This is a genomic window from Pseudomonas sp. UF-293 (assembly GCF_058245595.1).
The window spans coordinates 80,056-92,779 of the sequence record NZ_JBSICA010000021.1; the positions used below are offsets into that span (position 1 = coordinate 80,056).

The 12,724-nt window shown below is 59.4% G+C and carries 13 protein-coding genes; 6 read left to right on the plus strand and 7 right to left on the minus strand.

The features are described from left to right. Positions 1-134 precede the first annotated feature (134 nt). Both rpmA and rplU read right to left on the minus strand, forming a co-directional pair. Positions 135-392 carry a 50S ribosomal protein L27 gene (gene rpmA / locus AC4IHP_RS20435; protein WP_016773121.1) on the minus strand — a complete coding sequence of 86 codons (258 nt, stop codon included), beginning with the start codon at positions 390-392 and terminating at the stop codon, positions 135-137. Positions 393-427: 35 nt separating this feature from the next. After that, positions 428-739 (minus strand): 50S ribosomal protein L21, encoded by a 312-nt coding sequence (rplU, locus tag AC4IHP_RS20440; RefSeq protein ID WP_007924746.1) that lies wholly within the window; start codon positions 737-739, stop codon positions 428-430. Positions 740-980: 241 nt separating this feature from the next. Between rplU and AC4IHP_RS20445 the strand changes: the two genes are divergently transcribed. The 3 genes from AC4IHP_RS20445 to AC4IHP_RS20455 all read left to right on the plus strand — a co-directional run bounded on the left by AC4IHP_RS20445 (position 981) and on the right by AC4IHP_RS20455 (position 2,913). Next, positions 981-1,949, plus strand: a complete 969-nt coding sequence (locus tag AC4IHP_RS20445; protein ID WP_016773120.1) for a polyprenyl synthetase family protein — start codon at positions 981-983, stop codon at positions 1,947-1,949. A 159-nt stretch (positions 1,950-2,108) separates the two neighbouring features. Then, positions 2,109-2,450, plus strand: coding sequence for a zinc ribbon domain-containing protein YjdM (locus AC4IHP_RS20450; RefSeq protein ID WP_016773119.1), 342 nt, complete (start codon positions 2,109-2,111; stop codon positions 2,448-2,450). A 205-nt stretch (positions 2,451-2,655) separates the two neighbouring features. Continuing rightward, positions 2,656-2,913, plus strand: coding sequence for a PA4570 family protein (locus AC4IHP_RS20455; protein WP_039761704.1), 258 nt, complete (start codon positions 2,656-2,658; stop codon positions 2,911-2,913). 145 nt (positions 2,914-3,058) lie between these two features. On the opposite strand, the gene bamJ is transcribed toward AC4IHP_RS20455, so the two are convergent. From bamJ to AC4IHP_RS20470, 3 genes are all read right to left on the minus strand, one after another. Beyond that, positions 3,059-3,676: a BamJ family beta-barrel-assembly machinery protein gene (gene bamJ / locus AC4IHP_RS20460; RefSeq protein ID WP_039761705.1), complete on the minus strand. Its 618-nt coding sequence runs from the start codon at positions 3,674-3,676 to the stop codon at positions 3,059-3,061. A 119-nt stretch (positions 3,677-3,795) separates the two neighbouring features. Then, positions 3,796-4,101, minus strand: a complete 306-nt coding sequence (locus tag AC4IHP_RS20465) for a DUF6482 family protein (RefSeq protein WP_252878921.1) — start codon at positions 4,099-4,101, stop codon at positions 3,796-3,798. A 131-nt stretch (positions 4,102-4,232) separates the two neighbouring features. Next, a complete protein-coding gene (locus tag AC4IHP_RS20470) occupies positions 4,233-4,721 on the minus strand; it encodes a TIGR00645 family protein (protein ID WP_016773116.1) in 489 nt (162 codons plus the stop codon). Positions 4,722-4,881: 160 nt separating this feature from the next. On the opposite strand from AC4IHP_RS20470, the gene AC4IHP_RS20475 reads away from it, so the two are divergent. Continuing rightward, complete coding sequence (locus AC4IHP_RS20475; RefSeq protein WP_490832591.1) at positions 4,882-6,711, plus strand: hypothetical protein; 1,830 nt, start codon at positions 4,882-4,884, stop codon at positions 6,709-6,711. Here the strand turns inward: AC4IHP_RS20475 and AC4IHP_RS20480 are convergent. Both AC4IHP_RS20480 and AC4IHP_RS20485 read right to left on the minus strand, forming a co-directional pair. Further along, positions 6,708-7,028, minus strand: coding sequence for a PA4575 family protein (locus tag AC4IHP_RS20480; RefSeq protein ID WP_016773114.1), 321 nt, complete (start codon positions 7,026-7,028; stop codon positions 6,708-6,710). The two genes, AC4IHP_RS20475 and AC4IHP_RS20480, sit on opposite strands and share 4 nt — an antisense overlap. A 324-nt stretch (positions 7,029-7,352) precedes the next feature. Further along, positions 7,353-9,791 (minus strand): Lon protease family protein, encoded by a 2,439-nt coding sequence (locus AC4IHP_RS20485; RefSeq protein ID WP_460121562.1) that lies wholly within the window; start codon positions 9,789-9,791, stop codon positions 7,353-7,355. 302 nt (positions 9,792-10,093) lie between these two features. Here AC4IHP_RS20485 and AC4IHP_RS20490 point away from each other — a divergent pair, with 302 nt between their 5' ends. Continuing rightward, on the plus strand, positions 10,094-10,582 hold the full coding sequence (locus AC4IHP_RS20490; RefSeq protein WP_007909797.1) for a DUF3015 domain-containing protein: 489 nt from the start codon (positions 10,094-10,096) through the stop codon (positions 10,580-10,582). A gap of 191 nt (positions 10,583-10,773) precedes the next feature. After that, complete coding sequence (locus AC4IHP_RS20495) at positions 10,774-12,627, plus strand: Lnb N-terminal periplasmic domain-containing protein (protein ID WP_460121564.1); 1,854 nt, start codon at positions 10,774-10,776, stop codon at positions 12,625-12,627. Positions 12,628-12,724 lie beyond the last annotated feature (97 nt).

The window sequence follows — 12,724 nt, forward strand, 5'->3', positions numbered from 1 at the left end:
AAAAATGAGCGCAGCGACCCCAAGACACGACCTGCATCGCACGCCGACAGCCCATACAAACAGCTTTGCAAGAGACTCACCCCACAAACGAAAAAGCCCCGTCGCAAGACAGGGCTTCTCCAGCGATCTCGCGATTAAGCCGCGATTACGCTCACGTAACGACGACCGAAGGCGCCCTTTACTTCGAACTTGATCACGCCTTCGATTTTAGCGAAGAGAGTGTGATCCTTGCCCATGCCAACGCCGTAGCCAGCGTGGAATTGGGTGCCGCGCTGACGCACGATGATGTTGCCGGCCTTGATGACCTGGCCGCCATACATCTTCACGCCAAGGCGTTTGGCTTCTGAGTCGCGACCGTTACGGGTACTACCACCAGCTTTTTTGTGTGCCATGAGTTCAATTCTCCTAGTGAGGAATTAGGCTGTAATTAAGCCTGAATACCGGTGATTTTGATCTCGGTGAACCACTGGCGGTGGCCCATACGCTTCATGTGGTGCTTACGGCGACGGAACTTGATGATGCGGACTTTATCGTGACGACCTTGGGAGATCACTTCAGCCTTGACGGTTGCGCCAGCAACAACTGGTGCGCCGATGTTCACGTCGTCGCCGTTGGCGACCAGCAGAACGCGATCAAAAGTCACGGATTCGCCAGTAGCGATTTCCAGTTTTTCGATCTTCAGGTATTCACCTTCAGCGACCTTGTATTGCTTACCGCCGGTAACGATTACTGCGTACATGGTATTTCTCCGATAATCCTGCTCACCCAGCTCTTTATAAGAAGAGGTATTGGCTGGCATGGCTGCATGGGGCTGGAACGGCCCAAGTGCAATTGCGTAAGGCAGGTGCTGCCCAGGAAGTTCAGGGTGCGCGATTGTACGCAAGCAATCTGCCTCGCGCAAGTGGCCGTCCATCGCGCCTTGACAGGTCTGGACGGGGGTCCTAGCATGCCGCGCAACCCTTCTGGAGCGACTCTCGCTGATGCAACCCCAAGCTTTCTACCGCGCGGTGGCGGACGATTTTAGCGCCGTCGACGGCATCATCAAGAAGCAGCTGACGTCTCGAGTGCCGCTGGTATCGAAAATCGGCGATTACATCACGTCGGCCGGCGGCAAACGCCTGCGTCCTTTATTAGTGTTGCTGTGTGGCAAGGCCCTGGGTCGCGAAGGCGACGACATGCGCCTGCTGGCCGCCACCATCGAATTTTTGCACACCGCGACCCTGCTGCATGACGACGTCGTCGACATGTCCGGCATGCGCCGTGGCCGCTCGACCGCCAACGCCATGTGGGGCAACGCCCCGAGCGTGCTGGTCGGCGACTTCCTGTATTCGCGCTCGTTCGAAATGATGGTCGAACTGGGCTCGATGCCGGTGATGAAGATTTTGTCTCAAGCCACTCGGATCATCGCTGAAGGCGAAGTGTTGCAGCTGTCCAAGGTGCGTGACGCGAGCACCAGCGAAGAAACCTACATGGAAGTCATCCGCGGCAAGACCGCAATGCTCTTCGAAGCGTCGACCCACAGCGCCGCCGCCCTGGCTGGCGCGACCGCCGAGCAGAGCGAAGCCCTGCGCACCTTCGGCGATCATCTGGGTGTGGCGTTCCAGCTGGTTGATGACCTGCTCGACTACAAAGGCGACGCGGAAACCCTGGGCAAGAACGTCGGCGACGATCTGGCCGAAGGCAAACCAACCCTGCCGCTGATCTACACCATGCGCGAAGGCACCGCCGAACAGGCGGCACTGGTGCGTCAGGCGATCCAGAAAGGCGGAATCGAAGACCTGGAAAGCATCCGCATCGCCGTCGAAGCGTCCGGCTCGCTGGAGTACACCGCGCAACTGGCCCGCGATTACGTGGCCCGCGCGATCAAGTGCCTCGAGGCGCTGCCGGCCAGCGAATACCGCGATGCGCTGGTGGAACTGAGCGAGTTCGCGGTAGCCCGCACGCACTGATATTGCTGAAACAAGATCAAAAGATCGCAGCCTTCGGCAGCTCCTACACATCACCGTAGGAGCTGCCGAAGGCTGCGATCTTTTGCTTTTGACTGCCTCAAAAGCTAAAACCCTATACAATGTGCGCCCTTTAGCCCTCCTGATACCCAAGGAACCTTAGTGAGCACGTTGCCACCCTGCCCGAAATGCAATTCCGAATACACCTATGAAGACGGTACCCAACTGGTCTGCCCCGAGTGTGCCCACGAGTGGTCTGCCAGTGGCGAAGCCGAAGTGGCGGCCGATGATGCGGTGAAGAAAGATTCGGTCGGCAACGTCCTGCAGGACGGCGACACCATCACCGTGATCAAGGATCTCAAAGTCAAGGGCACATCGCTGGTGGTCAAGGTCGGCACCAAGGTCAAGAACATCCGCCTGTGCGATGGCGATCACGACATCGACTGCAAGATCGACGGCATCGGCCCGATGAAGCTCAAATCCGAGTTCGTCAGAAAAGTCTGAGCCTTGCGTCAGCCATCCCGCGCCAGCCGTGGGATGGAGTTTTGCCCTCCCCACTTCAGCTCAATGAATCCGCGCATGGCCATCAGCCATGCCATTTTGACCTGACACAACCTTTACCCGGAAAACTTCACGATCCGCCAATAGGCACTTGCTATTTGATGAATAAGAATTATTCTCATTGAAACCCTTCAAGGAGATGATACCCATGACTTATTTGATCGACGCCTGGCTGGATCGCCCACACCCTTACCTCAGAATCCTCCATCGGGAAACCGGCGAAGTCTGTGCGGTGCTTGAAGAAGAAGCCTTGCATGAGTTGCAGGATCAAGGTGATCTGGACGTCAGCAGCCTCAATTCCAGCGAGCCGCTGGTACTCAAGGAGCTGGTGCGCAATCTGTTCCTGTTCTGCTATGCCCGGGCGTTGCGCCCGACCAGTGAGCTGCACAACAAGATCGAAATATGAAACCGCAACATGTCGGAGCGAGCCCTGTGGGAGCGGGCTTGCTCGCGAAGAGGCCATTACGTTCAACATCATCGTTGAATGACACCCCGCTTTCGCGAGCAAGCCCGCTCCCACATGACCGCGAGCCCGCTCCAACCATCAGGCCTTACAGAACGTCCAGCAACTCGACGTCGAATACCAGAACGCTGTGCGGCGGGATGCTGCCAACGCCCTGGGCGCCGTAAGCCAGTTCGCTCGGCACGTACAGGCGCCATTTGCTGCCGGCATTCATCAGTTGCAGCGCTTCGGTCCAGCCAGCGATCACGCCGCCAACCGGGAATTCTGCAGGCTGGCCGCGCTCGTAGGAGCTGTCGAACACAGTGCCGTCGATCAGGGTGCCGTGGTAGTGCGTACGCACCTGGTCTTCACGGGTCGGCTTGGCGCCTTCGCCCTGAGTCAGCACTTCAAATTGCAGGCCGGAGGCCAGCGTGGTGATGCCGTCACGCTTGGCGTTTTCGGCGAGGAAGGCCAAGCCTTCGCCAGCCGCGGCTTCAGCCTTGGCAGCTGCTTCGGCTTGCATGATCTCGCGGATCACTTTGAAGCTGGCGGACATTTCTTCCTGGCCAACACGGCTTGGCTTGCCGGCGAAAGCGTCGGTCAGACCGGCCAGGATCGCGTCCAGGCTGACACCCGGTGGCGGGTTATCGCGCAGCTGGTCGCCAAGTTGACGGCCGATACCGTAGCTGACGCGGGTTTCGTCGGTGGACAGATTTACTTCGGACATGACACTGCTCCGCTGTGCGGACGGCCACAGGACTAGCCGTGCGTGCACAGCTCGTCCCGGCGCGCCCGGAACCAAAAGGGCGAGCAGACTAGCACAGATACCTGGGGTTGGGGCCGGGCCTACAGGGCCGAGCGCCAGGCCAGCGGTACTTTCAGGCTTTCATCGAGGTCACCGACCAGCCCACACATTTCGTCATGAACCGAGGTATGCACAAGATTGAAGGGCAGAACCGGAAAGGCATGCAGCAGATCCCGCGCATGCTCAACTGAGCGCAGCGTCAGCATATTGCCCTTGAGATCGCTCAACGGATACGCCGCCCCATGCATCCTCGCTTCCAACAGGTAAATGCCGCCTTCCATGGAGATCAGGTTCAACTCGTCGATCTTCCTGGCAACAGCAAACGCGTTCAACTCTTGCAGGTTCATGGAAGCACCTCACACCGTGGCGAATCGCACCGTTACAGGGATAGGCCGGTGCGCTTGAAAGCACAAGCCACAAACGAAACCGCCCGTCTGTTTCGCAACAGACGGGCGGCTCTTTTGCCTTGATCGGCCGATCAGTGCTTGGTGACCTTGTCCAGATAACCCATGGCAAACGCCGACACCACAAACGTCATGTGGATGATCACGTACCACATCAGATGCTCGGGATCGACGTTCTTGGCGTCCATGAAGATGCGCAGCAAGTGGATCGAGGAGATCGCCACGATCGACGCCGCGACTTTCATCTTCAGCGACGACGAGTCCATGGTGCCCAGCCAGCTGAGCTTCTCTTTGCCTTCGTCGATGTCCAGTTGCGAGACGAAGTTTTCGTAGCCGGAAATCATCACCATCACCAGCAGACCACCCACCAGCGCCATATCGATCAGCGACAGCAGCACCAGAATCAGGTCCGATTCGGCCATGGCGAAGACGTTGGGCAGGATATGGATGATTTCCTGGAAGAACTTCAATGCCAGCGCCAGCAGACCGAGGGACAGGCCGATGTAGATCGGCGCCAGCAGCCAGCGGGTGGCGTACATTGCATTTTCGATAAAGCGTTCCATTGACTCTCACACAAGGGGCTGGAAATGGCGGCGAGTATAACAGCCCGCTGTGACAGCCAGAAACCGCCGGAAAATCCGCCACCTGCGTGTGTGTGACAAAGTTTTTCTGCTAGTGTCCAAAGCATTGACAGCCCAATGACAGTGGACAGGACGCGTGGAAATGGATGTGCGATCAGCCTTGACGACTGCCGGTATCTGCCTCGCCTTGCTCATCGGCGGTTGCTCGCCCGGCGATGAAAAGCACGTCGCCAACCTCGACGAAAAGACCGCCACCTTCGAACAGTCACTGGACACGATCAGCGATCCCAAGCTCAAGGATGCCGTCACCGAACTCGGCGGCTCGCTGCTGTTACTGGAACGGGCCCGGCTCAAGCTCGACGACATCGCACCGCATACCGAATACGGCGCCGACGCCCTCGCTGTGCTCAAGCACTACCCCACCCCGCAGGCGCTGGTCGATACCTTCATCAACGGCCTGTTCGTGCTGCACAAGGACGCCAGCTCGGATTACCTCACCGATCTGCAACCGGTATTCCCGTTCAACCTGAACATTCCCGGCGGTTTCCTGTTTCCGCACGGCATCGAATGGCATTCGGTGACGCTGAGCAACAAACGTGTCATCGCCTGGCAACCGGAGTGGTCGGAAACCGATCCGGGCATCCAGCTCAGCCCGTCCAGTTCCAACGTGACCAATCCCGATGACCTGACGGTGACCTACCCATTTATCGATGGCCTTAACGTCGACAAAAAAAGCCTGCCGCAACCGGTCAGCCTGCAAGGCCAGATCGAAGTCATCGCGCCGCGTCGCTTGTACAGTTTCGACCTGACGCAGAAAGACGTCGGCCAGACCCGCAGCAACGACAACCTCAGCGTCAAACTGCTCAAGCTGGAAAAGAACTATGCCGAAGTCGAAGTCAGCAACAGCCGGCCGCTGGCCGCAGATGTCGCCGAAACCCGCATCAATCCGCTGATCATTCAGGCCCGCGACGCCAGCGGTCAATACCTGGTACGCGCCGGTTCGATCAATGAAAGCCCGGAGCAGGTCGAGTTTTATCAGAAACAACTGGCGCAACTACAGAAGCAAACGAGCTGGAGCGACACCCTGGAGAAACAGCTCAGCGACGACCAGCAAGCCTTCGAGAAAGATCACCCACGCCGCTACAACAAGGTCTACTTTCACGGCCCGATCGAGACCCTCGAAGTCAGCGTGCTCGACTTCTCTTCGGCGACGGTGACGCGCAAAACCCTGGACCTGCCGGTGCGCACCTTCAATCCGCACACCACGGCCAAAGCCGTGCAGCCGCTGGATCTGCCAGTTGTGGTGTATGACGACCTCGCAGCCAACTGGCTAAAAGGCGCGGACCTGAGCGAGGAACAATTGAAGGCGGGCGTGCGCATTCATCAATCGGTGGAAGAGCCGAGCGCGGCGCGTATCGAGTTTTCCCACCGCCGCACCTTCAACGACGAACTGCTCGGCGACGAACTCAACCCCGGCGTCAGCCCGGTGACCTTCTTCACGGAAAAGCGCGGCGGCAAACTCGATGAGCCGATCGAACTGCCGCCCGAGGCATATCAGGTGGATCCGCTATCAGCGACGATTACTTATGATCTGAACCTGTTTCCGGAAACCCCGGCGATTGCCGTCGGTTCGATGCCGTTGTTTCTGGCCACGGTGGCCAAGCATTCCTACGAGGCGCAGTCATTGCCCAAAGGCCTGGCGATCAAGGACAACACGCTGGTGGTCGACTTGAAAACCTTCCCGGCCAACGAGTGGCGTTTCTTCGTCAAGGACGACAGCGGCCACTACCTCAAGCAGATTCTCTCGGTCAGCCACGACGCCAGCACCGAAGGCCCGGCGCTGCTTGGCGTGCACTATTTTTACGGTCGCCCGACTCGCGTGGAATCCTATCAGCGCACCGACCTCACCACCGTGCAATACGGCTTTGAGGTCAAGCTCGACAAGGCGCAGGTGGACCAGACGGCGCCTTAACCGTTGAGACTGCGCCCACGGCCGCCGTTGATCTGCCGCAACTGCGCCTGCAGGTGCAGGCTCCATATCTGCGGATCATCGGCCAGTTCGTAGCCGTGCAAAGTCAGGCTTTCAACAATCGTGTCGAGAATCGACTCGGCCGCGACCGGGCCGTGGAACGGGCCTTGGGCTTTGATCGCGGAAGGTTGTTCGCCGGCCATGCCGGCCGCGAAGAGCAGTGTCCACATGCCGTTGTCGCCGGCCAGCGGCTTTACGGCGCATTCGATCCGGGTCACCAGACCCAGGCATTGACGGGTGAGACAGAGGTTGCGCGACATGGCGGCGACCCTCGGTAAAGCCGGTATTCAGCCCCCACGGGAGGACTGGCTCGATCCAGTGATACTGTCGATATCCTTGACCTGAGAATAGAAGAAAAGTGTCCTGCGCAAGCCAAATGGAACCAGAAGGCGCCGAATGGTCATTGTGTGAATATTGGCGTCAGAGTAGTGGCACATTCCCCGAAGATCCCCGCAGAGATCAATCTGGAAAACCACTGTGGGAGCGAGCCTGCTCGCGAAGACGATGGATCAGCCGACTCATTCGTCAACTGAATCACCGCATTCGCGAGCAGGCTCGCTCCCACAGGGTTTAGTGCAAGCCTGTCAGGCCGGTTTGGCTTCGGCGAGAGCCTCCTGCGCCAGTTCCTTCTCAGCCTCCTTCAAGTCTTCTTCGCTGATCATCTCGGCGATATCGCGCAGGCGTTCGACTACTCGCGCATTGATGCTGCCTTCGGGGAATTCGCCATCGGCGTTCGGCTCACCGGCCGGCTCGCCCACCAGCAGGCTCAGTGCCTCATCGGCCTGACGCACCGCGTAGACATGGAACTGCCCGGCGCGCACGGCGGCCAGGACTTTTTCATCGAGCATCAGCGTGGCGACGTTGGCCTGGGGAATGATCGCGCCCTGTTCGCCGGTCAGGCCGCGCGCTTCGCAAAGGCGGAAGAAGCCTTCGATCTTCTCGTTGACCCCGCCGACCGCCTGCACTTCGCCAAACTGGTTGATCGAACCGGTGATGGCAAAACATTGCTTGAGCGGGGTTTTCGACAGCGCCGAAATCAGCGTGCACGCCTCGCCCAACGACGCACTGTCACCATCGACGTAACCGTACGACTGCTCCAGCGCAATGCTCGCCGAGATCGCCAGCGGAAATTCCTGGGCGTAACGGCTGCCCAGATAACCGGTGAGAATCATCACGCCTTTGGAGTGAATCGGCTGGCCGAGGTTGACCTCACGCTCGATGTCGACGATACCGCTGCCGCCCGGGTACACCGTGGCGGAAATCCGCGCCGGCACGCCGAACGCCGAATCACCGACCTCCAGCACCGTCAGCCCGTTGCACTTGCCGACAGCCGCGCCATCGGTGTCGATGAGGATGATCCCGGCGAGCATGTCGTCGAGAATCCGTGCCGAGACGCGCCCGGTGCGGGTGGCCTTGGCTTTCAGGGCGCGTTCGATGTGGCCGGCGTCGGTCATTTCATCGCCGGCCAGATGGCGAATGAAATCCGCCTCGCTGACCAGTTGGAACAGATCGCCAATGCGCGCCGACAAGCGCCCCTGATGCTCGGCCAGCCGTGCACTGTAAGTGGCCAGACGCGCCACCGCATCGGCGGTCAGCGGCGCCATGCCTTCTTCCGAAGTGCGGGTTTTCAATAGCTGGGCGAATTGCTCCAGACTCTCGTCGACCATCGGAATGTCTTCGTCGAAATCGACCAGTACACGGAACATTTCCTGGAAGTCCGGATCGAGGTCCTGCAGCGTGTAATACAGCTGCCGCGCACCGATGATGATGACTTTGACTTGCAGCGGAATGTGCTGCGGATTCAAGGTCACGGTGGCGAACCGGCCCATCTCGCCCAGCGGCGATTCCATTTTCAGCTTGCGCGATTGCAGGGCGCGTTTGAGCGCATCCCACACGAACGGCTCGCTGAGCATTTTTTCCGCTTCAAGAATCAGGAAACCGCCATTGGCGCGATGCAGCGCGCCCGGGCGCAACTGTCGATAGGTCGTATAAAGCGCGCCCTGATCGGTGGTGTACTCGATGCGGCCAAAAAGGTTTTCGTAGGTCGGATGCGGCTCGAACACCACCGGCGCACCGCCGCTGGCCGGATGCCCGACCACCAGGCTCGGTGCGTATTGCTCTTCCAGCAACTTGCGCGCGACGGCGTCGGTCTTGCTGTCGTCGACCAGTTGCTCGACCACGGTTTTCAGCAGGTAGACCTGCATGGCCTGCAAGTAACCGCAGACCCCGGCGTTCTCCGCGTACTTCTCCGACAGCGGCGCCAGCAACGGCTGTAAGGCCAGGGTGATGGTTTCTTCGTTGAGCGAACGCAGTTGATTGTTCGACTCGCGCTTCCACTGCGGCAGGCTGGCGAGTTCTTCGTTCAGGCGCTCTTCGAGGCCGGAAATGTCATCGTGAAAACGCTCACGCTCGGCTTCTGGCAACTGGGCGAATTCAGCTTCGTCCAGGGCCTTGCCTTCGAGCATCGGGGTGAAGGCGATGTTGCTGCTGTCGCGGTACAGGGCGACGTCTTTTTCCAGCGCCAAGCGCTCAATGATGTCCAGCGCCTTGTCGTAGCGCTGGTTGAAGGCGCGGTCGATGGCGCTTTTTTTCTGCTGGTAGGACGGGTGTTCAAAGACTGCCGGGAAGGTCGCCAGCAGATTGTCGATCAAGCCGTTGATGTCGCCGATGAACGAGCCCGCCGTGCCCGATGGCAGCTCCAGTGCGCGCGGTTCGCGGGGCTCATCGAAGTTGTTGACGTAGACCCAGTCCGCCGGGGTCTGCAGGCGCTTGCCTTCGGCCTTCAGGTAGCGTTTGACGAACGAGAAACGGCCGGTGCCGGGCTCGCCCATGACGAATACGTTGTAACCGGGGCGTGGCATCGCCACACCGAACTGCAAGGCTTCGACCGCGCGTTCCTGGCCGAGCACGCCGCGAAAGGGCTCCAGATCATTGGTGGTAGTGAAGCTGAACTGTTCAGCGGAAAACGGACGAGTCAGCGCTTCGGGCGCAAGACGCAGGCTGGCAGCAACAGGATCAGGCATCGGGCTTCCTTAACAATCAGGCGGGGCAGGTAGCGGCATTCTGGCGCTGCCCGTGCCCCACTGGCAAGGCGCGCCACATGACAAAGCATAGACAAGCGCGCGGCCGGCCGACGCGTCCCGATAAATCAGAGGTTTATTCCAAATATTTTGCAAAAAGTCACGGAACCGCTGGAACGTGCCTAAACTCCAAACTGCGCGGCTGGAACTAATACCGGCCCACTGACACTTTCGGCGCTGTCCTCGGGCAGAGTGCGAAAGGCCAGAACCCTGTCCATTGGTATGCACATAAAGAGAACAAAGCTATGAAACGGATTCTTCTCGGTACTCTCTTCACCGCTGTATCCATCAACGCAATGGCGCAAGCCCCGGGCGGCCCGGATTGCGGTTGGGGCAACATGCTGTTCGAAGGTCAGCGTGGCACCCCGGCGCACTTCCTTGCTTCCACCACCAACGGCACTTCCGGTAACGCTACCTTCGGTATGACCTCCGGCACCAACGGCTGCTCGACCAACGCGTCGCTGACTTATGGCGGCAAGTCCTGGTTCGCCATGAATGGCATGATGAACGAGCTGTCCGAAGACATGGCCAAAGGCAACGGCGAAGCGCTGACCACCTATGCCGTGGTACTGGGCGTGGCACCGGAAGACCGCGCGCACTTTGCTGCCGTGACCCACGAGCACTTCCAGCAGATCTTCAGCAAGGCTGACGTGACCGCTGAAGACGTGCATACCAACACCCTGGCAGTACTGAAATCGGACCCACGTCTGGCCAAGTACGCAACTCAGGCTTAAGCTCGACCCCACCCGCTTCCTTCGGGAAGCGGGTTTTTATTTTTTGCCAAATGACCCGTTGTTGGAGCTGACGAGTGCAACGAGGCTGCGATCTTTGCTTTTGAAGATCAACAGATCGCAGCCTCGTTGCACTCGTCAGCTCCTACAGTTTGTTGGTATTGAATTTTTTCTTTCGACTTAAGTTGCCGACTATGCTCAAACGCCTTGCCTGGCTGGCGCTCTGTGTCTGCGCCCCGCTGTCCGCCGCGCCTCACATCGATCCTCAACGTTTGCAGCAACTGGCCAACGACCGCTTCTGGATTTCTCTGGGTCATTACGAAACCGCCAAGCTCGGCGGCTGGCGCAGCTATGTCAGCGACAAGAAGTTCTTTCTCGCCCCCGATGGCAACGAGCATCCGGACCGCGAACTGGCCGCCACCGTGCAGGCGCTGTACGCCCCGGCCAGCCTCGGCGAGCAACATGCACAATGCGTCTATCCGGCGCGCACGCGCTGGCTGAAAGCGCAACTCAACCTCTCCGATTTGCCAGCGCCGGAATGCGCCGAATACAAGAAATGGTTCAAGGACGTCTCGCCGCACAGTGCTGTGATGATCTTCCCGGCGGCGTATCTCAACAGCCCTTCGTCGATGTTCGGCCACACCCTGCTGCGCATCGATCAGGCGGACGTGCAGGCTGACAAGACCTCGCTGCTCAGCTATGCGATCAACTTCGGCGCCTACATCGAAGGCTCGGACAACAGCATTCTGTATGCCTGGAAAGGCTTGATGGGCGGCTACCCGGGGCTGTTCGCACTGGTGCCGTATCAAGAAAAACTGTCGGAATACCGCAGCCTGGAAAACCGCGATCTGTGGGAATACCGCCTTAACCTGACTCAGGAAGAAACCGCGCGCATGGTCGAGCATGTGTGGGAGCTCAAGCAGATCCAGTTCGACTATTTCTTCTTCGACGAAAACTGCTCGTATCGCTTGCTGGAATTGCTGCAAGTGGCGCGGCCGAGCCTGCGCCTGACCGAACAATTCCCGCTGACCGCGATCCCGACCGACACCGTCAAAGCGGTGAAAGAGGCCGGGCTGGTCGAGCACATCGAATATCGCCCGTCCCGCGAACGTGAACTGCTCAGCCGCGCCGAGCCGTTAAGCGATGACGAACAGCAATGGGTGCTGAAAGTCAGCGCCGATCAAAAAGTCCTGCAAGAGCCAACGTTCAAAGCGCTGCCGCGCGCACGTCAGGCGTTGATCGTCGACGCCGCCTATCGTCTGGAGCGCTACCGCGCCAATGGCCAGGAGCGCGACCCGCAACGAGCGCAGCGCAGTTTCGAACTGCTGCGGGCGATCAACAAGAACCCGGCGCCGGAGCTGGAAATTCCGCAACCCGGTCTGCCCGAGGATGGCCACGAGTCCCGCACCTGGCAGGCCGGCCTCGGTACGCGCGGCGATCGCGCGTTCGGCGAGTACGGCCTGCGCATGGCTTATCACGACCTCAACGACAACGCCGAAAGCTTCCCCCTCGGCGCGCAGATCGAAATTTTGCAACTGAAGCTGCGTCAGTACGAAGGCAATGACTGGCAGTTGCAGCAACTGGATCTGGCGACCATTCGTTCGCTGACCCCGCGCAACGAGCTGCTGCAACCGCTGTCGTGGCAAGTCACCGGTGGCCTCGAGCGCGTACCGGGCAAGCATGACGACGAAACACTGGTCAGCCATGTCAACGGCGGCGGCGGTGGTACCTGGCAATTGGGCGAAGACGTGCTCGGCTTTGCCTTGGGCACGGTGCGCGTGGAACACAACAACGACTTCGCCGAGTTTGTTTCCCCGGCCGGTGGCTTCAATACCGGCGTACTGTGGAAAAACCCGCTGGGCAATCTGAGCCTGGAAGCCAAGGGCGATTACTTCTTCAACGGTGAAGTGCGCCGCAGCCTGAGCCTGAATCAGCAGTGGGAGCTGTCGCGCAACCTCGGTTTGCGCTTGAGTGCTCAGCGTGAATTCAGCCAGCTCGCCAGCCCGGAAACAGAAGTCATGCTTGAAGTGAAGTGGTATCACTACTGATCCCGAGCCTGTGTAAATCGCCCTGTGGGAGCGAGCCTGCTCGCGAAAACGGTGGGTCAGACAATAGTAGTGTTGCCTGACACGACACCTTCGCGAG